Origin of the sequence: Frigoribacterium sp. VKM Ac-1396 (assembly GCF_015350895.1) — a bacterium.
Classification (GTDB): Bacteria; Actinomycetota; Actinomycetes; order Actinomycetales; family Microbacteriaceae; genus Frigoribacterium.
The window spans coordinates 36,057-56,411 of sequence record NZ_JADKSD010000003.1 but is presented as its reverse complement, the minus strand read 5'-3'; the positions used below and the strand labels follow the sequence as shown (position 1 = coordinate 56,411).

The 20,355-nt window shown below is 72.9% G+C and carries 20 protein-coding genes; 8 read left to right on the top strand and 12 right to left on the bottom strand.

The window, feature by feature from the left end; translation table 11 throughout:
• Positions 1–31: 31 nt before the first annotated feature.
• From ITJ55_RS12545 to ITJ55_RS12525, 5 genes are all read right to left on the bottom strand, one after another.
• Positions 32–1,471 carry a right-handed parallel beta-helix repeat-containing protein gene (locus ITJ55_RS12545; protein WP_194595712.1) on the bottom strand — a complete coding sequence of 480 codons (1,440 nt, stop codon included), beginning with the start codon at positions 1,469–1,471 and terminating at the stop codon, positions 32–34.
• A gap of 79 nt (positions 1,472–1,550) precedes the next feature.
• Positions 1,551–2,921 (bottom strand): hypothetical protein, encoded by a 1,371-nt coding sequence (locus tag ITJ55_RS12540; protein WP_194595711.1) that lies wholly within the window; start codon positions 2,919–2,921, stop codon positions 1,551–1,553.
• Positions 2,922–3,040: 119 nt separating this feature from the next.
• On the bottom strand, positions 3,041–4,381 hold the full coding sequence (locus ITJ55_RS12535) for a glycosyltransferase family 4 protein (RefSeq protein ID WP_194595710.1): 1,341 nt from the start codon (positions 4,379–4,381) through the stop codon (positions 3,041–3,043).
• Entirely contained in the window at positions 4,378–5,001 is a 624-nt protein-coding gene (locus tag ITJ55_RS12530) for a NeuD/PglB/VioB family sugar acetyltransferase (protein ID WP_194595709.1), read from the bottom strand. Before ITJ55_RS12530 ends, ITJ55_RS12535 begins: the two co-directional genes overlap by 4 nt.
• Positions 4,998–5,720: a sugar transferase gene (locus ITJ55_RS12525; RefSeq protein WP_228498513.1), complete on the bottom strand. Its 723-nt coding sequence runs from the start codon at positions 5,718–5,720 to the stop codon at positions 4,998–5,000. Before ITJ55_RS12525 ends, ITJ55_RS12530 begins: the two co-directional genes overlap by 4 nt.
• Before the next feature lie 137 nt (positions 5,721–5,857).
• On the opposite strand from ITJ55_RS12525, the gene ITJ55_RS12520 reads away from it, so the two are divergent.
• From ITJ55_RS12520 to ITJ55_RS12495, 6 genes are all read left to right on the top strand, one after another.
• Positions 5,858–6,514 (top strand): acyltransferase, encoded by a 657-nt coding sequence (locus ITJ55_RS12520; protein ID WP_194595708.1) that lies wholly within the window; start codon positions 5,858–5,860, stop codon positions 6,512–6,514.
• Positions 6,511–7,626: a DegT/DnrJ/EryC1/StrS aminotransferase family protein gene (locus tag ITJ55_RS12515; RefSeq protein ID WP_194595707.1), complete on the top strand. Its 1,116-nt coding sequence runs from the start codon at positions 6,511–6,513 to the stop codon at positions 7,624–7,626. The genes ITJ55_RS12520 and ITJ55_RS12515 overlap by 4 nt, the downstream gene beginning before the upstream one ends.
• Complete coding sequence (locus tag ITJ55_RS12510) at positions 7,623–8,642, top strand: Gfo/Idh/MocA family protein (RefSeq protein WP_194595706.1); 1,020 nt, start codon at positions 7,623–7,625, stop codon at positions 8,640–8,642. The genes ITJ55_RS12515 and ITJ55_RS12510 overlap by 4 nt, the downstream gene beginning before the upstream one ends.
• Before the next feature lie 72 nt (positions 8,643–8,714).
• Complete coding sequence (locus ITJ55_RS12505; protein WP_194595705.1) at positions 8,715–10,049, top strand: nucleotide sugar dehydrogenase; 1,335 nt, start codon at positions 8,715–8,717, stop codon at positions 10,047–10,049.
• Positions 10,046–11,407 carry an oligosaccharide flippase family protein gene (locus ITJ55_RS12500; protein WP_194595704.1) on the top strand — a complete coding sequence of 454 codons (1,362 nt, stop codon included), beginning with the start codon at positions 10,046–10,048 and terminating at the stop codon, positions 11,405–11,407. The genes ITJ55_RS12505 and ITJ55_RS12500 overlap by 4 nt, the downstream gene beginning before the upstream one ends.
• Positions 11,408–11,411: 4 nt before the next feature.
• Positions 11,412–12,053 carry a phosphoribosylanthranilate isomerase gene (locus ITJ55_RS12495; protein WP_194595703.1) on the top strand — a complete coding sequence of 214 codons (642 nt, stop codon included), beginning with the start codon at positions 11,412–11,414 and terminating at the stop codon, positions 12,051–12,053.
• A gap of 76 nt (positions 12,054–12,129) precedes the next feature.
• On the opposite strand, the gene ITJ55_RS12490 is transcribed toward ITJ55_RS12495, so the two are convergent.
• The 5 genes from ITJ55_RS12490 to ITJ55_RS12470 form a co-directional block, all read right to left on the bottom strand.
• Entirely contained in the window at positions 12,130–13,347 is a 1,218-nt protein-coding gene (locus ITJ55_RS12490) for an ABC transporter permease (RefSeq protein ID WP_370544157.1), read from the bottom strand.
• Positions 13,344–14,048: an ABC transporter ATP-binding protein gene (locus ITJ55_RS12485; RefSeq protein ID WP_370544189.1), complete on the bottom strand. Its 705-nt coding sequence runs from the start codon at positions 14,046–14,048 to the stop codon at positions 13,344–13,346. The genes ITJ55_RS12490 and ITJ55_RS12485 overlap by 4 nt, the downstream gene beginning before the upstream one ends.
• Before the next feature lie 74 nt (positions 14,049–14,122).
• On the bottom strand, positions 14,123–15,187 hold the full coding sequence (locus tag ITJ55_RS12480) for a peptidoglycan-binding protein (RefSeq protein ID WP_194595702.1): 1,065 nt from the start codon (positions 15,185–15,187) through the stop codon (positions 14,123–14,125).
• On the bottom strand, positions 15,184–15,636 hold the full coding sequence (locus ITJ55_RS12475) for a hypothetical protein (protein ID WP_194595701.1): 453 nt from the start codon (positions 15,634–15,636) through the stop codon (positions 15,184–15,186). Before ITJ55_RS12475 ends, ITJ55_RS12480 begins: the two co-directional genes overlap by 4 nt.
• Before the next feature lie 168 nt (positions 15,637–15,804).
• Entirely contained in the window at positions 15,805–16,335 is a 531-nt protein-coding gene (locus tag ITJ55_RS12470) for a hypothetical protein (RefSeq protein ID WP_194595700.1), read from the bottom strand.
• A gap of 140 nt (positions 16,336–16,475) precedes the next feature.
• On the opposite strand from ITJ55_RS12470, the gene ITJ55_RS12465 reads away from it, so the two are divergent.
• Positions 16,476–17,129, top strand: coding sequence for a response regulator transcription factor (locus tag ITJ55_RS12465; protein ID WP_194595699.1), 654 nt, complete (start codon positions 16,476–16,478; stop codon positions 17,127–17,129).
• Positions 17,130–17,455: 326 nt separating this feature from the next.
• Positions 17,456–18,418, top strand: coding sequence for a HAMP domain-containing sensor histidine kinase (locus tag ITJ55_RS12460; protein WP_194595698.1), 963 nt, complete (start codon positions 17,456–17,458; stop codon positions 18,416–18,418).
• Positions 18,419–18,457: 39 nt separating this feature from the next.
• Here the strand turns inward: ITJ55_RS12460 and ITJ55_RS12455 are convergent, their stop codons facing one another.
• Positions 18,458–19,060: a nitroreductase family protein gene (locus ITJ55_RS12455; protein WP_194595697.1), complete on the bottom strand. Its 603-nt coding sequence runs from the start codon at positions 19,058–19,060 to the stop codon at positions 18,458–18,460.
• Positions 19,061–19,240: 180 nt separating this feature from the next.
• Complete coding sequence (locus ITJ55_RS12450) at positions 19,241–20,287, bottom strand: low specificity L-threonine aldolase (protein WP_370544156.1); 1,047 nt, start codon at positions 20,285–20,287, stop codon at positions 19,241–19,243.
• Between the last annotated feature and the right edge of the window lie 68 nt (positions 20,288–20,355).

Sequence of the window (20,355 nt, the reverse complement as noted above, 5' to 3'; positions counted from 1 at the left end):
GGCCGGACGGCCGGTCTCGCCGCCCCGTTCGTCAGGCCCCGTCCGCCCACCGGCGCACGAGCGCCCCGCGGTTCCAGACGGCGAGATCGGCTGCCGACCAGTCGTTCGCCAGCAGGTCGACCGTGTTCGAGGCCGTGGCGACGGCCACGCCTCGGACGGGCCCGGTCTCGCCGCCGTCACGGACGAACCGCGTCGCCGAGACCGTCGCCGAGTTCGACGCGCTGCGGACGTCGACGACCGCCGCTGCGCCTCCTGGTGTCGACGAGCGGAGGCCTGTCGCGACCGTCCGCGTGACGGTGATCGCGTCGTTCGAGTGGTAGAGCGAGATGGCCCGGTCGACACAACGGTCGAGCACCGACCCGCTGACCACCACGTCGCGGGTCAGGTAGAGCAGCACCCCGGCCTCGGTGCCGCCGCCGTGCCCCCGGACGACGTTGTCGGTGACGAAGCCGGTCGCGCGTTCGGCGGCGTCGCCGACGGTCGAGCCGGCCCCTTTGACGACGATGCCAGCCCCGGGGGTGTCGAGGGTGATGCGCTCGACCGTGTTGCCGGCGACGACGAAGGCCGTCGGAGCGTGTCGGTACGACAGGTCGACCTCGTCACGACACGGCACGATCGAGATGCCCACGCGGCAGTCGCGCACCTTGTTGTCGCGGACGACGATGCGGTCGCCGGCGTGGGTGTCGATGCCCTCCCACGAGCGGACGCCGGTGACGACGTTGCCCTCGATCGTCAGTCGCGCCGAGCGACCGGTGACGGTCAGGGGCAGGGTGTCGTCGCGCGTCACGATGATGCCGTAGCTGTTGACGTAGGGCGACGGTTGGTGCACGTCGCTCACCGTGCACGCGCGCACGGCCCCGTCGACGCAGGTGCGCAGCAGCACTCCGGCATAGCCGACGTCGCCGATCTCGAGCCCGTGCACGACCAGGCCGCTCGTGTGCTCGGCTCTCACCCCGTCGTGCGCGAGCCCCGACAGGTGACCGCCGACCAGTCGTACGTCGTCGAGCGGGCGCTCGGCGGTGCCGACGACATCGATGCCGCGCCCCGCACCGGCCCGTCGACCACCGGGCCCCCGGACCACGGCGCCGACGACGTCGACGGCCGACGACGTCACGCGGACGACGCTGATGTCGGCCGTGGTGTCGAGGGCGCCTTCGCCGACGAACCGCAGGGTCATCGGTCGATCGAGTTCGAGGGGACGCGTGCGTCGCCACGGGCGGGTGACGACCAGTTCGCCGCCCGTCGGCACGAGAGCCAGCGCCTCGTCGAGGTCGGTGACGCCCGTGTCGTCGACGACCGTGTCGGGTGACGAGGTCACCTCGACGGCCCGGGCCGAGGAGGCGCGGATCGACGACCCGAGGCCCCCGAGGCTCGCCACGGCCCCCGTCACCAGCAGGCGTCGCCGGTCGAACGTCGGAGGCGTGGATCGACCGATCACCGCCCCGGCATGAGACATGTGGGCATGAGGCATGAAAGCACTATAGCTCAGCGTGGGCTGGTACCGGCGGTCGGGGAGCGGAGCGCCGGCGTCCCGCCCCCGCCGCGTCACCTCAGCTCGAATCGCCGCCCGGTCGGTACCACCCGGAGCGCGGGGCCACGGCGAGGACCAACGTGCCCAGGGCCAGGCCGTGCGAGAGCATCGCGGTGGTCAACGACGTGTTCGTCAGGGTGATGCTCGGCATGAGCATCACCATGGCCGCGGCCGTCAGGGGCAGCCCCCTGGCGGCCCAGTCGACGAATCGGAGGAAGGCCAGCAGCACGAGTCCGATGCCGATCACGCCGACGTGGCCGAAGTTGGCGAACCCGTCGGCGAAGAGGTTCGCGTTGGCTGCCACCGAGCCCCCGGGTTGCAGGTACTGCCCCACCTCGAGGGCGATGGACCGGTCGTAGGGCGAGTCGACCCACCAACGCAAGAAGCTCCGCCCGAACATCGCCGGCGGATTCTCGTCGAAGAAGTCGACGTAGACGCTCGTCAGCAGGCCGGGGGTGATCAAGAACCTCCGGGCGAAGAGAGACGTCCAGAGCAGTCCGCCCTGGAGTTCGTCGGCCAAGGCGGCGACGACCATGAGGACGACGGGGCCGACGACGTAGGCGAGACCGGTGCCACGGACGCGTCCGCGCCTGACGTGCGTCGCGAGCGCGATCACGAGGACGGCGGGGAACGAGAAGAGGATCGTCTTGAACCCGGTGCCCGAGTACAGCGCGAGCTGCCCGAGCACGCCGACGGCGATCAACGGCACGTTGCGGCGCGTCGTGCCGCGGGCCATGATCGCGGTGTTGACGACGTTGGCCTGGCTGCTGAGCAGGTAGCCGAGCAGGCCGTACGCCTGTGTCTCTTCTCGGTAGGCCGCCCGCACGTCGTAGACGTCGTCGAGGGCGACGAACGTCAGGGAGATGCCGGTCGTCGCAGCCATGACCCCGTAGGTCAGGGCCGAGTGCAGCCCGCAGATGCTCCAGAATGCCGTGCCGGGGGGCAGGCGCCGACGCGGGTCCGCCCCGGGGCGGGGTGCGAACGGGCTCGGCGAGGCGCCTCCTTTCGCGGCCTCGCGGGCATCGAGCAGACGGGTGCCGACGGTCGCGAGGCCGAAGCCCGCGGCGATCGTGGCACTCGCACCCAATGCCTCGGAGGCGCTGAGGTACCCGGTGTAGGCGCCCATCAGGACGGCCGGGGCCACTCCGACGACGAAGAGCACCCACAACACGACGTGCGAGACCCGCGCGGGTCGGCGCGGCAGCGTGACGGCGACCGCGCAGGCGAGCGCGGTGGTCGCGATCGTCAGCTGAGGAGGCGCGGCGCGGTACGTGAAGCCCGCGTAGGCGAACTGCACCGTGACGAGCTGCGCGTAGACCCAGTGCAGCGACAGCGCGTACACGACGGTGCCGGCGGAGATCATCAGGAGGTGCGCGACGAGACGACTCATCGTCTCGGACCGGTTCGAGGGCGACGAGAACGGAGACGGCGGGAGGTTCGCGGAGGACGACGACGCACGCCGGGTCGCCGGCGCGGGACGGGACCCACGCGCCGTCGTCATCGTGGCGCTCATGATCGCGCCCCGAGGACGGTGGGTGTCGGGCCGTCGCGCACCATCGCGGCATCGGTCGCTGCGTCGAAGGCGTCCGCGAGCCGAGCGGTGAGCAGGTCGAAGTCGTAGTGCGCGAGGACGTGTGCCCGCCCCCGGGCGCCCCTCTCGGCGCGCTCGGCCGGGGTCATCGCCGCGACGGCGGTGAAGGCGTCGGCGAGCCCGTCGACGTCCCCTCCGTCGACCCGCAGGCCCGCCCCCGAGTCGGTCACGGGGTCGTTCGGGACGGAGGCACCGAGCACGACCGGCTTGGCCAGCAGAAGGTACTCGAAGAACTTGTTGAGCGAGGTGCCGTGCCGGTACAGGTCGAGCGGCAGCAGGTTGGCCACGAGGCAGTCGGCGCGGCGGCCGATGGCCCGGGCCCGACGCTGCGACACCTGGCCCTCGAAGACCACGCGGTCGACATGGCGCCCGGCCGCGGCACGGCGTTCGAGGACCGGCCGCTCAGGGCCGGCTCCGACGAGGCGGAGCACGAGGTGCTCGCCGCCCGGCCGGCTCGCCGCCCGGTCGAAGGCGTCGACGACAGGGCCGAGGGCGTTCGCCGGGCCCATCGACCCGAGGTAGGTGATCTCGAACGGGGCGTCCGTCGAGAGCGACGACCGGGCACGGGCGACGGCCGTCGTGGGGTCGGCTCCGGCTGCCATGTCTCTCGTGTCGCCGTCTCCGTCGTGGTCGAGCTCGGGCGAGACGCCGTTCGGAACCCAGGTGAAGGGTGCGTGCAGGCCACGACCGGCGAGGTAGCGCCCGGCACCTTCGAGCGGAGACACGACGTGTGCCGCTCGGATCGTGCAGAGGCGCTCGAGCAGGGCGAGCACCCTCGTCACGGGTGACCGTCGACCGATCGCCCCGAACTGCACGAGCGTCTCGGGCCAGAGGTCGCGCGGCTCGTAGACGAACGGCACGCCCAGGCGGCGGGCCAGCACCGACCCCGCCCAGGCGGCCGGCGGGTGCACCGACGACCCCACGACGAGGTCGGGCCGGGGCAGGTCGCGCAGGCTCCCGGGCAGCAGGACCAGTGCGGTGAAGAGCAGGACGTCGAGGACCCTGGCGGCTCGGAACCGGGCGTACGAGACGCCCCGCAGCCAGACGAAGTCGTGGGTCGGACCGCGCCACCGCCGACGGAGCCGCCCGGGGCCGAAGCCCTGGCGGCCGCTCGGATGGTCGGTGCTCGCGGCGATCAGCACCGCCCGCCAGCCGTGATCGGTCAGGCGTCGGGCGAACTGCTCGTGTCGACCGCTGCGGCCGTCCCGCTCGTGGTTCGTGGCGTAGTGGTTCACCACCCAGACGATGCGTTCGCTCATCGGGCGGGCACCCCTCGCACGACGACGTCGTCGGTGACGTCGTGGACCACGCAGGCGCCGGCCCCGACGACGCTGCGCGCACCGACCGTCAGCTGCTGCAGCACCGTCGCCCCGGCGCCGATCATCGTGTCGGCACCGATGCGGACCGCGCCCGAGACGACGGCACCGGGGTTGATGCTGACGTGGTCGCCGACGACCACGTCGTGTCCGACGACGGCATTGGACAGCAGGTGATCGTGACGACCGAGCCGCACGTGCGTCGAGACGCGGACGCCGGCGCAGACGATCGTGCCGTCACCGATGAGCACGTCCGAGCCGAGCGTCGCCGCGGGGTGCACGAGAGCAGGGGCGGGTGCGGCCACCCTCACGAGGCGGGCGGCGAGACGGCGGCGCAGGGTGGGGTCGCCGACGGCGACGACCCAGGGAGTCGTCGAGCCGGACGACAGCCACCCGTCGAGGTCACCGAGGTGGGCGACCCCCGACCGGGCGAGTCGGTCGAGGTCGGCGGACGACGGGCCGTCGTCGACGACTCCCACCACCTCTCGCCCCGCCGCGCGGGCCACGTCGATCGTCTCGCGGCCCATTCCGCCGGCGCCGACGACGACCAGGCCGTCGGTCACGCCGCGACCCCGTCCGCGAGGGCGTCGACGCCGACGGATGCGCCGGGCCGGTCGGCGGCCTCGGCCGAGGTGCTCGATCCGTCGAACGGACGGCAGGTGACCTGGCCGGCATCGGTCACGCCGGTGCGGCGCAGGACGCAGCCGATCGTCCGCAGGACGATCTGCAGGTCGAGCAGGGGGCCACGCCGGTCGACGTAGTCGACGTCGAGGCGCAGTCGTTCGTCCCAGTCGAGCCCGTTGCGGCCGCTGACCTGCGCCAGGCCGGTCAGGCCGGGTCGCACGTCGTGCCGCCGGGACTGCTCGGAGTCGTAGAGCGGGAGGTAGCGCATCAGCAGTGGGCGAGGGCCCACCAGGCTGAGTCGTCCGGTCAGCACCCCGACCAGGCTGGGCAGCTCGTCGAGGCTGGTCGAGCGAAGCAGTCGCCCGAACGGCGTCAAGCGGTCGGCGTCGGTCACCAGGCCGGCCGCGGGGTCGACGTCGCGCATCGTCCGGAACTTGACGAGGGTGAACGGCTCACCGTGCAGACCGGGTCGCGTCTGACGGAAGAGCACCGGCCGACCGAGCCGCACGGCGACGGCGACGGCGACGCCCAGCACGACCGGCGAGAGCAGGACGAGGGCCGAGGAGGCGCAGGCCACGTCGACCATGCGCTTGGCCGTCTCGTACACGGCTCGCGCCTGCGGGCTGGGGTTCGGAACGGGGCGGCGGCTCGGCCTCATCGGGTTCTCCTCGGATTGTCGTGTGTAAAATGTTACGCGGTCGCTTCTCGGAAGAGAAGAGCAGCGCATGATATTTTTGTGCTGGCATTGAATGACGACATGTCGTATTCTGGTCATGACCCGAACCGGAGGACCAGATGCGACCGACAAGCCCTGCCCAGCCCGACCCGAGCCGAGAGGCGACCGACAGCACCGACGCGAGGCGCGCCTCCTGTGCTCCGACGGCCGACGTCGACGCAGCCGCGGTCGTCGGTGCCGGCACCCGCGTCTGGCACCTCGCACAGATCCGCGAGGGGGCACGCCTCGGCGACGACTGCATCGTCGGCCGCGGTGCCTACCTCGGTGCCGGGGTCGTGGTCGGCGACCGGTGCAAGATCCAGAACGACGCCCTCGTCTACGAGCCGGCCGAGCTGGGCGACGGCGTGTTCGTCGGCCCCGCCGTCGTCCTGACCAACGACCGCACCCCGCGAGCCGTCACGCCCGACGGTGCCCTGAAGGGCGCGTCCGACTGGGTGCCGGTCGGCATCCGGGTGGGCGACGGCGCCTCGATCGGGGCGCGTGCCGTCTGCGTCGCCCCCGTCACGATCGGTCGGTGGGCCATGGTCGCCGCCGGCGCCGTCGTCACGCGCGACGTGCCCGACCACGCTCTCGTCGCCGGCGTCCCCGCGCGCCGCATCGGCTGGGTGGGGCGTGCCGGTGCCCCCCTCGTCGCCGACGGCGACCTCTTCGTCTGCCCCGTCACGGGCACCCGCCACCGCGTCCACGGCGACGCCCTCCGAGAGGAAGACAGATGACTGCCACAACCCCCACGACCACGGGCGCGCCGCCCATCCCGGCGGCCCGACCGCTGATCGGCGACGACGAACGCCGTGCCGTCGACGCCGTCATGGCCAGCGGCATGCTCGCGCAGGGCCCCGAGGTCGCCGCCTTCGAACGCGAGTTCTCGGCCGAGCTGCTCGCCGACCGGCCCGCCGTCGCCGTGAACTCGGGCACCACGGCCCTGCACCTCGGGCTGCTCGCGGCGGGCATCGGGCCCGGCGACGAGGTGATCGTGCCGTCGTTCACCTTCGCGGCCACGGCGAACGCCGTCTGCCTCGTGGGGGCCACCCCGGTCTTCGCCGACATCGAGCCCCGGCACTACTGCCTCGACGTCGAGTCGGTGCGGTCTGCCCTGACCCCCCGGACGCGAGCCGTCATGCCGGTGCACCTCTACGGCCACCCGGCCGACATGACCGCCCTCACCGAGCTGGCCGACGAGCACGACCTGCTGGTGATCGAGGACGCGGCCCAAGCGCACGGCGCGACCTGGGCGGGGCGCCCGGTCGGCACGTTCGGCGTCGCGGGCGCGTTCAGCCTCTACCCCACCAAGAACATGACCTCGGGCGAGGGGGGCATGATCTCGGTCGTCGAACCCGAGGTCGAACGGCTGCTGCGGCTGCTGCGCAACCAGGGCATGGAACAGCGCTACGCCAACGAGGTCGTCGGGTTCAACGTCCGCATGACCGACCTGCACGCCGCCATCGGTCGGGTCCAGCTGCGCAAGCTGGCCGGCTGGACCGAGCGCCGGCGCGTCGCCGCGTCGCGCTTGTCCGCCGGCATCACGTCGCTCGAGACGCCGACGGTCGCGGCCGGGGCCACCCACGTGTTCCACCAGTACACGGTGCGGGTCCCCGACGACCGGGCGGGCTTCGCACGGGCGCTCGAGCTCGAGCACGGCGTGGGCACGGGCGTCTACTACCCGACCCCCGTGCACCGTCTGCCCTCGTTCGGCCTGGAGGTCGACCTTCCCGAGACCGAGCGTGCCGCCCGCGAGGTCCTCTCGCTGCCGGTGCACCCGTCGGTCACCGACGACGAGCTCGACCGCATCGTCGCCGCGGTCGAGACCGTCGCGGGAGCCGGCCGATGAGCGCCGCGCGACCCGTGCGCACCGGACTGATCGGCCTCGGCATGATGGGGCGTCACCACGCCCGCGTCCTGCGCCAGGTCGAGGGCGTCGAGTTGGTCGCCGTCGCCGACGCGTGCGGCGACCCCCACGGCGTCGCCGGCGACCGACCCTTCGTCGACGACGTCGAGGGCTTGCTGCGACTCGGCATCGACGCGGCGGTCGTCGCCGTCCCGACCGCCTACCACGAGGCCGTCGGCCTTCAGCTCGCCGAGGCCGGGGTGCACGTCCTGATCGAGAAGCCCGTCGCGCACGACGCCGCCGCGGGCGCCCGACTCGTCGACGCCTTCGAGACGCGCGGGCTCGTCGGGGCCGTCGGTCACATCGAGCGGTACAACCCGGCGTTGCAGTCGCTGCGGGCACGTCTCGAGGCCGGAGACGCGGGCGACGTCTACCAGATCGCCACGCGTCGCCAGGGGCCCTTCCCCTCGCGCATCGCCGACGTCGGCGTGGTGAAAGACCTGGCCACCCACGACATCGATCTGACCGCCTGGCTCGCCCGCAGCCCGTTCCGCAGCGTCTACGGGCAAGCCGCACACAAGAGCGGCCGGCCGCACGAAGACCTCGTCGCCTTCTCGGGCCGACTCGACGACGGCACCGTGACCAGCCACCTGGTCAACTGGCTCTCGCCGTTCAAAGAGCGGCTGACCGTCGTCACCGGGTGGCGCGGCTCGTTCGTCGCCGACACGCTGACGGCCGACCTGACCTTCTACGAGAACGCCACCGTCGACACCGCCTGGGACGCCGTCTCGGCGTTCCGAGGCGTCGCCGAGGGCTCGATGACGCGCTTCGCCCTGACCAAGCGCGAGCCCCTCGTGCTCGAGCACGAGGCCTTCCGTGACGCCGTCCGCGGCCAGGGGCCCGTCCGGGTCGTCACCCTCCGCGACGGTCTCGACACGCTCCGCGTCGCCGAGGCGGCCATCGAGTCCGCCGCGACGGGCCTGCCCGTCGACCCCCGCGCCTCCCTGATCCGGGTCTGACGGGCGCGACCCGTCCCCTCGCCGTCCGGCCCGACCCCCTTCCCTCCACGACCCCACACAGAGCAGGAACCCATGAACATCACCGTCATCGGACTCGGCAAGATCGGCCTCCCCCTGGCCGTGCAGTACGCCTCCTCGGGCCACACCGTCGTCGGCGTCGACGTCTCGTCGGCCGTCGTCGAACAGGTCGCCGCGGGCGTCGAACCCTTCCCCGGCGAGCACGACCTGGGCCGGCGCCTGCGCGACGTGGTCGCGTCGGGTGCCCTGCGGGCCACGACCGACTACGCCGACGCCGTGCCGGGCTGCGACGTCGCCGTGGTGGTCGTGCCCCTCTTCGTCGACGACGAGGCCCGACCCGACTTCGGCTGGATGGACCAGGCGACCGAGTCGCTCGCGGCGCAGCTCACCCCGGGCACGCTCGTCGCCTACGAGACCACGCTGCCGGTCGGCACCACCCGGTCGCGCTGGGCGCCCCGACTCGAGGCGGGCAGCGGCCTGCGCGAGGGCGTCGACTTCCACGTGGCGTTCTCGCCCGAGCGCGTGCTGACCGGTCGGGTGTTCGCCGATCTTCGCCGCTACCCCAAGCTGGTCGGGGCCCTGTCGCCCGAGGGGGCGCGCCGCGCGGTCGAGTTCTACGAGTCGGTGCTGCAGTTCGACGCCCGTGACGACCTCGACCGCCCCAACGGCGTCTGGGACCTCGGTTCGGCCGAGGCCGCCGAGATGGCGAAGCTCGCCGAGACGACCTACCGCGACGTCAACATCGGGCTCGCCAACGAGTTCGCGCGGTACGCCGAGACGGTCGGCGTCGACGTCGCCCAGGTGATCGAGGCGTGCAACTCGCAGCCGTTCAGCCACATCCACCAGCCCGGCATCGCGGTGGGCGGCCACTGCATCCCGGTGTACCCGCGTCTCTACCTCTGGAACGACCCCGACGCCGAGACCGTCCGCGTGGCCCGCGCCCGCAACGCGGCCATGCCGACGCACGCCGCCGGGTTGCTGCGTCGGGTGCACGGGCGACTCGCCGGCCAGACGGTCGTCGTCCTCGGCGCCGCCTATCGCGGCGGAGTGAAGGAGACGGCCTTCTCGGGGGTGTTCGACACCGTGGCCGCGGTGGCCAAGTGCGGGGCGCGCGTCCTCGTGCACGACCCGCTCCACGACGACGCCGAGCTCGCCGCACTCGGCTTCGAGGCGTACCACCGGGGCGAGCCGGCCGACGCCGTCATCGTGCAGGCCGACCACGCCGAGTACCGCACGTGGCGCGACTCCGACGTGCCGGGCGTGCGGTCGGTCGTCGACGGCCGACGTGTGCTCGACACCGCGCGCTGGCCGTCGGCCTTCGTCACCGCGATCGGCGACGGGACCATCACCGCGCGGCTCGAGCAGGCCGCCACCGCAGCGTCGGCGTGACCGCTGCCGAGTCGTCCGACGCCGTCGAGGCGTCCGACCCGCGACCCGGGGTGAGGCGCCGTCTGCGCGGTCGACTCGCACGGCCGGCCTCGCGCGTGCTGCTCGGCAGCGTGGTCGGTCAGGGTGCGGTGCTCGCGGCGTCCCCCCTGATCACCCGGTTCTACGGCCCGGGCGACCTCGGAGCGCTCGCCGTGGTGACGGCGCTCTCGAGCATCGTCGGGGCGGTCGCGCCGCTGGGTTGGGATCGCGCCGTCGTCGTGCCTCGGGCCGAAGGCGCCGCCCGGGCGGTCGTGCTGCTCGCCGTGATGAGCGTCGTGACCATCAGCGCGATCGCCGGGGTCGTCGCGTACGCCGGGCGACACGTCTGGGCGGAGGCGACGGGCACCCCGCTGCTCGTCGACGCCTGGTGGGTCTGCCCGGTCACCGTGCTCGCCGTCGCCCTGCAGCGCGTGGTGACGAGCAGCCTGGCCCGGCGCCGCGACTACGTGGCCCTCGGTCGTCGTTCGGCGCTGCAAGGTCTCGGGCAGGTGGCCTGCAACCTCGCCCTCGCGCCGCTCGGGGGATCGTGGGGGCTCGTGCTCGGGCTCGCGGTCGGCCGGGCCACCGCGCTGGTCGGCACCCGTCGCCGCCACGCCCCGGAACACTTGAGACCCCCTCACGCGACCGTCCGACCTCCGGGCCGTCGTCGGGTCCGGGGGCGTCTCGTGGGGGCCGTGGTGTCGCGTTACCGGCGCTTCCCGCTGGTCAGCACATGGTCCGGCCTGATCAACGTGATGGGGCAGCAGGCTCCGATGCTGCTGCTCGCCGCCCTGCACGGCTCACCGTCGATCGGGGCTCTGGCCCTGACCATGCGGGTGCTCGGCAGCCCGGTCGGCATCGTCGCCGACGCCGTCGCGTTGCAGGTCGACGGGCAGACGGGCGCGATCGTGCGACGTCGTGCGGGGGGCGTCGAAGCCTCGGTGCGTCGTGTGCTGCTGCCCCTCGCCGCTCTGGCGGTGGTCGGGCTCGTCGTCTGCGTCCTGGCGGCCCCCGTGACGTTCCCGGTCGTGTTCGGCGAGGCCTGGTCCGGGGCGGCGACCTCGGCGATGCTGTTGGCGCCCGCCTTCGGGGCGCAACTGGTCGCGTCCCCGGTGTCGCGCCTCCTGCCCCTCCTCGAACGGCAGGGCACCCAGCTCGCCTGGGACCTCGCGCGTCTCGTGGCCACCTCCGGGGCGATCGTCGGCTCGAGCCTCGCCGGTGCGACCGTGACGACGTCGATCGCCGTCTGGTCGAGTGCGTCCGTCGTCTCGTACGCGGTGATGCTCGGGCTCGTCGTCCGGGCCGCCCGGTGCGCCGACCGGCCCAGGGCGGCACACTGAGGTGATGCACACCTGGATCAAGATCTGCGGGCTGTCGACCCCCGAGTCGGTCGATGCCGCGGTGGCGGCGAGCGTCGACGCCGTGGGCTTCGTCCTCGCCGCCGGCAGCCCCCGCACGGTCGACGCCCGGACGGCCGCCCACCTCGTCGACGGGGTGCCCCCGACCGTCGAGACCGTCGGCGTGTTCCGCGGACAGCCGGTCGCCGAGGTGCTCGAGCTCGCTCGTGCCTCGGGGGTGACGACGGTCCAGCTGCATGGTGACGAGACGCCGGCCGACGTCGCCGATGTGCGGGCCGCCGGCTTCCGGGTCGTCCGCGCCGTGAGTGCGGCGGCGTACCTGGCCGAGGACGACGAACGGCGAGCGGCCTACGGCGAGGACGCCCTGCTGCTCGACGCGGTCGAGCCCGGTGCCGGAGCCACCTTCGACGGTGGACCGCTGCGTGCGTCCCCTCCGACCCGCGACTGGGTGCTGGCGGGAGGGCTCACCCCCGAGAACGTCGCCTCGCTCGTCGGACAGCTCGGCCCGGACGGCGTCGACGTCAGCTCGGGCGTCGAGTCCGCCCGCGGGGTGAAGGACGTCGGTCGCATCCGGGCATTCGTCGCGGCCGTGCGCGAGGCGGACGGCAACGGGCGGGCTGGGCGCTGACGGGCCGCGCCGGACGATCCGGCGCGGCCCCACACCGCACGGCACAGCCCGGCCCGGCCCCTCGTGGCCTGACGGCTCAGACCGCGGCGAGGGCCGACGTCGGCGGGATGCGGGCCGCGCGGGACGCCGGGTACAGGCCGCTCAGCCCACCGATGACGACGGTGGCGGCGAGCCCACCGCCCACGGCCCACACGGGGACGACGACCGGCCACCCCTGCGACACCGCGAAGACGGCCGTCACGGCACCGCCGATCAGCACTCCGGCCGTGCCTCCGAGCAGCGACAGCAGCAGCGACTCGACCAAGAACTGGTCGCGGATGTGCCGTCGTCGGGCGCCGAGGGCACGGCGCACCCCCACCTCGGCACGGCGTTCGAGCACCGTGATCACCATGGTGTTCGCGACGCCGATGCCGCCGACGAGTAGTGCCACGCCGCCGATGCCGAGCAAGAGGCCCGTGAACGAGGCCTCGGTGGCCTGCTGGGCGGCGAGGGCGTCGGACGGGCGGCTCACCGACACGCCCCGGGGGTCGGCCGGGTTGACGGCCCGGGCCAGCAGGTCGCGCACCGCGGTCACCGACTCGGGGTCGGCCCGCGCGTAGACCTGGGTCGGGTGCCCGTCGAAGCCGAACTGTGCCTCGGCCCCGGTGGCGGGGACGAACGCCGAGCTGTCGAGTTCGGGTGCCAGGGGCATCGGTGCGAGGATGCCCGCGACGGCCACCCAACGCCCGGCGATCCAGACCCTGGTCGTCGGCCGGACCTCGTCGATGCCGAGGGTGGCCGCGGTGGTGGCGCCGAGGACCACCTGGGGCAGGTCGGACGATGCCGCCCCGAACCAGGTGCCCGACACGAGCTCGGCGCGGAGGACCGACTGCAGATCGCCCTGCACCGCGTCGAGCGAGATCCCGCCGGACGCGCCGGCGGGCACGCGGTCGCTCCGGTAGACGTTCTGCCCCGTGATCCGGCCGATGGCCGCGGCCTCGTCGATGTCGTCCCGGTGCTGCAGGACCGGCACGGTGTCCTTGGGCAGGGGCACGGTGTCGCCGGTGAACGTCTCACCGGGCTGCACCTGCAGCAGGTTCGTGCCGAGGCCCGACAGGACCCGGTCGAGGGCCGCCTGGCTCGACGACGAGATGCCGACCACCGCGATCATGGCCGCGATGCCGATCGCGATGCCGAGGGCCGAGAGCACCACCCGGGTGGGCCGGGTCCGTAGGCCGAACACCCCGAGCCCGAGCAGGTCGCGGGGCGAGACCCGTCCCGTGCGGCGACGGTCTCGGGCCGCGCGCGTGCTCACGAGGCGACCCGCGCGGACTGCGCCGCCGCGCCTCCGGCCGGTGGGGGAGCGGCGCTGACGACGCCGTCGCGCACGTGCACCCGACGAGGCAGCGAGGCCGCGAGGGCGAGGTCGTGGGTGATGACGACGATCGTCGTGCCACCCGCGTTGAGGTCGTGCAGCAGCTGCAGCACGGCCGCCCCCGACGTCGAGTCGAGTGCCCCGGTCGGTTCGTCGGCGAGCAGCAGGGTCGGTTCGCCGACGATGGCCCGGGCGATGGCGACCCGCTGCTTCTCACCGCCCGACAGTTCGTGCGGACGATGGTCGAGACGGTGACCGAGACCTACCTTCTCGAGGGCGACGCGGGCACGGGAGACACGCTCGCGCCGGGGCACCCCGGCGTACAGCAGACCGTCGGCGACGTTCTCGGTCGCCGTGGCGCCGGCGGCGAGGTGGAAGTGCTGGAACACGAAGCCGATGTGGTCGGCCCGGAGGCGCGACACGTCGTCGTCGGACAGCTCGCCGATGTCACGACCCGCGACCCGTACCGTGCCCTCGGTGGGACGGTCGAGCGTGCCCATCACGTTGAGCATGGTCGACTTGCCCGAACCGCTCGGCCCGACCACGGCGACGAACTCGCCCCGGCGCACGACCAGGCCGGCGTCGTCGAGGGCCGCCAGGTCGCCGTACCGCTTGGTGACAGCGGCCAGTTCGAGCACGATCTCGTCGCCACCCGCGCCGGGGGACGAGGAGGCGCGGGCCGCCTCGTCCACGCCCGTCACGGTCGTCGGGGCGCTCACGACGGCACCACGACCTCGTCGCCCTCGGCGATGCCGTCGCCCGAGACCTCGACGCGTCCCTCGGCGAAGAAGCCGGTCGTGACCGGCACCTGGCGAGTGGTGCCGTCCGGCTCGACGACCTCGAGGGCGTACCCGTCGTCACCGGCGACCAGGGCGGTGACGGGGACCGACAGCACCCCCTCGCGCCGTTCGCCCTCGACGACGAGGTCGACGGTCGTCGCCGTCGTCACACCGTCGGGCAGCGGGGCGTCGAGACGAACCAGGACGGTGACCTTGCCGTCGTCGTCACCCCCGCCGCCCTCGCCGTCGCCCTTCGCCGGTGGGGTGTCGACGGCCTGCACCGTGCCCGGCACCCGGGTGCCGTCGGGCAGGCCCACCTGCACCGCGCCTCCGGTGGGGAATCGGACCTGGTCGCCGGCCTGCACCGTCGCCGTGGCGACGAGCGTCGTGGCGGTGTAGCCGTAGACCGGCTGACCCGCCGGGTCGCCGACACGGCCTCGCAGGGCGCCGACCCGGATGTCGCCCGGGACGAACGCGATCTCGGAGGACCCGAGTGTGCCGGTCTGCTCGAGCTTGCGGTCCTTCTGCCAGCGGACGACTGCCCGCCTGGTCGCGGCGTCGAACCGGTCGTCGTCGGCGACCTCGTAGCCGAGGGCGCGCAGGTTGTCTTTGAGCTGGTCGACGTCGGCCCCACGTTGCCCCTGTTCGAGGGTGCGCCACAGAGGGACGTCGCCGTGCATCGACCGGACCGGTACCTCGTCGACCGAGTACAGCGTGCCGTCACGAGCGATCACGTCGCCGAAACCGGGAAGCCAGGTGACCGTGCCGGCCCCGGCCGCCGTGAGTGGCACCGGGGTGCCGTAACCCAGGCTGCCCGGGACGCGCTTGCCATCGACGAGGTCGCCTTTCGAGACCGGCGTGGCGATGCGGTTCGCCGCGGCGGCGGAGGCTGCGGCGGGGCCCTCGGACGTCTCGGACGCCGTCGTGCACCCGGCCAGGGTCGCCGTGCAGGTCACCGCGGCCACGGCGAGCCAGGCCCAGCGAGCGGGTCGGCGGCTCATTTGCTGTCACCTTCGACGCCGAATTCGGCATCGCACGCCGTGAAGGCCGCCGCCGTGGGGTCGGATTGGTCGGTGCTCATCTTCTCGGTGAAGAAGCCGTCCACCGGGTCGGGGAAGTCGTCGAAGCCTTTGTCTCGCATGCACTGCGCGACCTTGAGGGAGGCCTTCTGCCGCTTCGCCGTCGTGGCGGGATCCACCTCTCCGGACCCGGCCAGGTCGCCGCCGACCCCGTCGGCGCACGTCTGGAAGTCCTTCGCGTACTCGTCGGCGTCGACTCCGTCCGGCGGAACGATGACGATGCCCTTGCTGATGTCGGGGTCGTCGACGTCGTACCCCGCTGCGCGGAGGCACTGGCCCAACTGCGCAGAAGCGCTGCGTGAGTCACCCGAGGGCGACGCTTCCGGTGAGTTGCGGTCGGAGGTCGTGCAGCCGGCCAGCAGGCCGGTCACGAGCAGGGTCGCGCCGGTGAAGCCGAGGGCGAACCGGGAACGGGGGTCAGAGGTGATGCGGATCATGGTCGTCGTCTTTCGTCGAGGTCGAGGTCGAGGTCGAGGTCGAGGTCGAGGTCGAGGTGGTGGGGTGGTGAGGTCGGAATGCGGGGTGGCGCGGTCGGTATGTCAGCGCGACGCCTTGAGGCCGACCTCGGCGACGCAGGCGTCCGTGGCGGCTAGATAGGACGGGTCGTTCTCGTACGCCTCGTCGGGGAACCAGACGCCGTCGACCGGGTCCTTGACGTCGGTGAACCCTGCTGCTCGGAGACATGCCGTGAGCTTCAGCAGCTGGTCGTCGTTGTCGGAGTTCGACCCGCCTGGGTCGCCGGGAATGGCGAGGGACGTGCCTTCTGAACAGGTCGCGACGACCTGGGCGAAGATGTCGGCCTCGTCGACGGAGAGCCCGTCGGGCTGCCGGAAGGTGCCGACCCCGACGAAGTCGGAGTCGTCGACGTCGTAGCCCTTGTCCCGGACGCACTGGCCGACCTTCGCCGTGTCGCCGGCACGAGGTGAGCTGCCATCGGACGTGTCGGGGCTCGTGCTGCAGCCGGACAGCAGGACGGGCACGAGAGCGGCGGTGGCCAGTGCAGTGAAGACGGTGCCGCGGGAGGCACGCGAGCGGGGGAGCGGGCCGGTCGGCCGGTGGAGGAGGGGCATGGCGATTCCTTTCGTCAGGACGACACCAAGTTCACCTGCCAGGACGTTTCCTCGACGTATCCCGAGACGTTATACCCACGAAACGTCAGATGAAGTAATATCAAATCCGGAGTTTCGACGGGTTTGACGGAAGGATCGACATGCGCGTGCTCGTGGTGGACGACGAGAGGGCCCTCGCCGATCTGGTCGTGTCCGGTCTGGCCCGCCAGGCGATGGCCGTCGACGTCGCCTATCGCGGCGACGACGCCGACGAGATGCTCGCGGTGAACGACTACGACGTCGTGGTGCTGGACCGCGACCTGCCCGGTCTGCATGGCGACGTGGTCGCCCGGCGCGTGGCCGAGAGGGGTGACAGCACGCGCATCCTGATGCTCACCGCGGCCGGCGACCTGCCCGATCGCGTCGCCGGTCTCGAGCTCGGAGCGGACGACTACCTGCCCAAGCCGTTCGACTACCCCGAGCTCGTGGCGCGGGTGCGGGCCCTGGCGCGTCGCACGGGTCCGGCAACACCGCCCGTGCTCAGGGCAGGCGATATCGTCCTCGACATCGCGCGGCACACGGCGACCCGATCAGGCCACGACCTCGGGTTGTCGACGAAAGAACTCATGGTGCTCGAGGTGCTCATGGCGGCCGACGGACGCATCGTCAGCGCCGAAGACCTGCTCGAGAAGGTGTGGGACGTCAACATCGACCCGTTCACGAATGCGGTTCGCGTCACCGTCAGCAAGCTGCGACGCAAGCTCGGGGTGCCCGACCCGATCGTGACCGTGCCCGGCCGGGGGTACCGGCTGTGACGCGGCCGCTCCAGGCGTTCTCGTGGCGACCGTCATGGGCCCGACCTCGGAGCTGGAGCATCGGCGTCCGGGTCGCCGTCACCTTCGCGCTGGTCTCGGCGGGGCTCTGCGCCTTGGTGCTGGCGGGCGTGGCGTGGGCGACGAGCCATGGTCTGAGTCAGGAGATCGCAGTCTTCGACTACGGCAACTGCTCTGGCACCCCGCTCGACGTCGGGGACGACCTCTCGCCCTGTCCCGTCTCCGCGGCATCCGGGGCCGCTGAAGACGTCGCGGTGGCGCCACAGGGTCTGGCGTCTGGTGAGGCGGTGGCGGGGGCCCCTGAGCTCATGGACGACAGCCCGGACGTGGTCGCGTTCACGGCCGTCGCCGACGTGGCGGACTTCGCCCGAGGGCAACAGATGCTGTGGTCGGTGATCGGTACGGTGGTCGCGGCGCTCGCCGCCGGGGGCATCGGGCTGTTCATGAGCCGCCGCATGCTGCGGCCGCTCGAAGACGTGGTCGCGACGACCCGACGGGTCACCGCCAGCACGCTGCACGAACGCATCGCCCTCGACGGCCCGCGAGACGAGATCGCCCAGGTCGCCGACACCATCGACGACCTGCTCGACCGGCTCGAGGCCTCGTTCGAGTCACAACGCCGATTCGTCGCCTACGCGTCGCACGAGCTGCGGACGCCCCTGGCCGTGCAACGCGCCGCTCTGCAGATCGGACTCGACGACCCGGCCACCGCCGACGTGCCGGCCATTCGCGATCAGCTGCTCGAGATGAACCGGCGCGGCGAGCACCTCGTCGAAAGTCTGCTCACGCTCGCCACGGCCGACCGCGGGCCGGCCATGTCCGCTGAAGCAATCGACCTGCGTGAGGCGACCGAACGAGTCGCGACGGGTCTCGCGGACGCGGCACGCGCCTCCTTCGTGACCGTCCGCGTCGAGATCGCGGCGGGGGCGACCGTCCGAGCCGACGAAGTCCTGCTGCATCAGTTGATCCGCAACCTCGTGGCGAACGCGATCGAGTACAACGAGCCGGGGGGCTGGGTCCGCGTGGCCGACGAACAGGGTGCGCTGCTCGTGGTCGAGAACACCGGGCGACGGGTGTCCGACGAGGCCGCGGCGACCCTCACGCGGCCGTTCGTCCGCGCCGACGGCGACGATCGGCGCTGCGTCAGCGCACCGGCCACCCCACACAGCGGTCTCGGACTCGCGATCGTGGCGTCGATCGCCCGGGCTCACGGGTGGACGGTCGAGGTGCGGCCTCGCGAGAGCGGCGGCCTGCGGGTCGTCGTGCGCTGAGCGCGGTGGCGGGTCTGGTCGACCCGCCACCGTCGCGGGTCAGCTGCGGCGGAGCACCAGCTCGTCGAGGGGGAGGCGGGTGCGCTCGGCGACCTCGCGCTCGGCCAGCGCCTCGGCCAGCTTGTCGGCCTCGTCGACCACGCCGACGGCCGTCACCGTGACGGGCTCGAGGTTGTCGGTCAGCTCGAAGGCGGCGCGGACGACGTCGAAGTCGACGCCGGCCATCTGGTGGGTGTGGAACCCCTCGGCGTGGGCCTGGACGGTCAGGTGCGCGATGGCCTGGCCGAGGTCGTAGCGGGCGAACGGACGGGTCTCGCCTTCGACCGTCGAGGTCTCGGCGATGCCGACGATCAGGGCCGAGGCCTTGTCGGCCCAGGCGGCGTTGAAGCCGACGAGCGCGCCGACGAGCGTGTCGAAGTCGGCGGTGCCGCGGCGGGCCACGACGAAGCGGCGGGGCTGCTGGTTCGACGCCGAGGGGGCCCAACGGGCGGCCTCGAGCAGGGCGTCGAGCTGGCCGTCGCTGATCGTGGCGGTGGCGTCGAACGAGCGGGGGCTCCAGCGCTCGTCGAGCAGGGGCACGAGCGGCACGCGCGTCTCGGCGGTGCGGCGGGTGGAGGGGGCGGTGGTCTCGGAGATCGACATCGTGACTGCTTTCCGGGGGGACGGGACGGGACGAGGAGGCGCGTCGTCGGGCCGCCGCTCGGGTCAACCCGTGCTCGCCGCGCGGGATTCCCGGCCCACGGGCATCGGCCTGCCAGGCTGCCGGGCGCGGGCATGGCGCACGGGACACGGGGCGCTTGCCGCGGGGCGCGTGCCCGGCGGTCAGGCGAGCATCGCGCGGAGGTCGTCGACGAAGCGGTCGACGTGCTCGTCGCGGGTGTCGAACGAGCACATCAGCCGCACCTCGCCGGTGGCGCGGTTCCAGTCGTAGAAGTGGTGCGCCGCCCGCATCGGCTCGACGACCGCCGGGGGCAGCACGACGAAGACGGCGTTGGCGTCGACCGCCTGCGTGATCGTCACGCCCGGCAGGTCGGCGAGGCCCGCGGCCAGGCGGGTGGCCATGGCGTTCGCCTGGGTCGCGGACCGCCGCCACAGGTCGCCGTCGAACATCGCGAGGAACTGCGCCGAGACGAAGCGCATCTTCGAAGCCAGCTGCGCGTCCATCTTGCGGAGGTAGACCAGGCCGGCCCGCGCCTCCTCGGTGAAGGTCACGACCGACTCGCCGAGCACGAGGCCGTTCTTCGTGCCGCCGAACGAGACCGAGTCGACGCCGGCGTCGCGGGTCAGCTCGCGGAGCGACACCCCGAGTGCGGCGGCCGCGTTCGCCAGGCGGGCGCCGTCGAGGTGCACCCGCATGCCGAGCGAGTGCGCGTGGTCGGTGACCGCCCGGATCTCGTCAGGGGTGTAGACCGTGCCGAGTTCGGTGCTCTGCGTGATGGTCACGGCCAGGGGTTGCGGTCGTTGCTGGTCGCCCCAGCCGTGGGCCTGCCGGTCGACGAGTTCGGGCGTGAGCTTGCCGTCGGGGGTGGCCACGGTCAGCAGCTTGATGCCGCCGAGTCGTTCGGGGGCGCCGCCCTCGTCGGTGTAGACGTGGGCCGTCGTCGCGCAGATCACCGCGGCCCACCGCGGGGTGAGCGCCTGCAGGGCGGCCACGTTGGCGCCCGTGCCGGTGAGCACGGGGTCGATGGAGGCTCCCTCACCGAAGGTGTCGACGACGACCTCGGCGAGGCGGCTCGTGTAGGGGTCGGCGCCGTACGAGCCGACGTGGCCGCCCGCGGCGTCGACGATCGCCTGCAGCACCTCGGGGTGCGCCCCGGCGTAGTTGTCGCTGGCGAACGTGTGGGCGGCGGGGTCGTGGAGGCGGGTCACCAGGCCATCTTGCCGCGTCGGTCCGCAGCGCTCCGCCCGGCTCGCCCGACACCGTCGCCCGGGGGCCA

Coding starts and splice junctions, on each gene's coding strand:
- ITJ55_RS12545 (WP_194595712.1), bottom strand. CDS start 1,471: ATGCCTCATGCCCACATGTCTCATGCCGGGGCGGTGATCGGTCGATCC.
- ITJ55_RS12505 (WP_194595705.1), top strand. CDS start 8,715: ATGAACATCACCGTCATCGGACTCGGCAAGATCGGCCTCCCCCTGGCC.
- ITJ55_RS12535 (WP_194595710.1), bottom strand. CDS start 4,381: ATGAGCGAACGCATCGTCTGGGTGGTGAACCACTACGCCACGAACCAC.
- ITJ55_RS12470 (WP_194595700.1), bottom strand. CDS start 16,335: ATGCCCCTCCTCCACCGGCCGACCGGCCCGCTCCCCCGCTCGCGTGCC.
- ITJ55_RS12480 (WP_194595702.1), bottom strand. CDS start 15,187: ATGAGCCGCCGACCCGCTCGCTGGGCCTGGCTCGCCGTGGCCGCGGTG.
- ITJ55_RS12510 (WP_194595706.1), top strand. CDS start 7,623: ATGAGCGCCGCGCGACCCGTGCGCACCGGACTGATCGGCCTCGGCATG.
- ITJ55_RS12455 (WP_194595697.1), bottom strand. CDS start 19,060: ATGTCGATCTCCGAGACCACCGCCCCCTCCACCCGCCGCACCGCCGAG.
- ITJ55_RS12465 (WP_194595699.1), top strand. CDS start 16,476: ATGCGCGTGCTCGTGGTGGACGACGAGAGGGCCCTCGCCGATCTGGTC.
- ITJ55_RS12540 (WP_194595711.1), bottom strand. CDS start 2,921: ATGAGTCGTCTCGTCGCGCACCTCCTGATGATCTCCGCCGGCACCGTC.
- ITJ55_RS12525 (WP_228498513.1), bottom strand. CDS start 5,720: ATGAGGCCGAGCCGCCGCCCCGTTCCGAACCCCAGCCCGCAGGCGCGA.
- ITJ55_RS12460 (WP_194595698.1), top strand. CDS start 17,456: ATGGACGACAGCCCGGACGTGGTCGCGTTCACGGCCGTCGCCGACGTG.
- ITJ55_RS12495 (WP_194595703.1), top strand. CDS start 11,412: ATGCACACCTGGATCAAGATCTGCGGGCTGTCGACCCCCGAGTCGGTC.
- ITJ55_RS12515 (WP_194595707.1), top strand. CDS start 6,511: ATGACTGCCACAACCCCCACGACCACGGGCGCGCCGCCCATCCCGGCG.
- ITJ55_RS12520 (WP_194595708.1), top strand. CDS start 5,858: ATGCGACCGACAAGCCCTGCCCAGCCCGACCCGAGCCGAGAGGCGACC.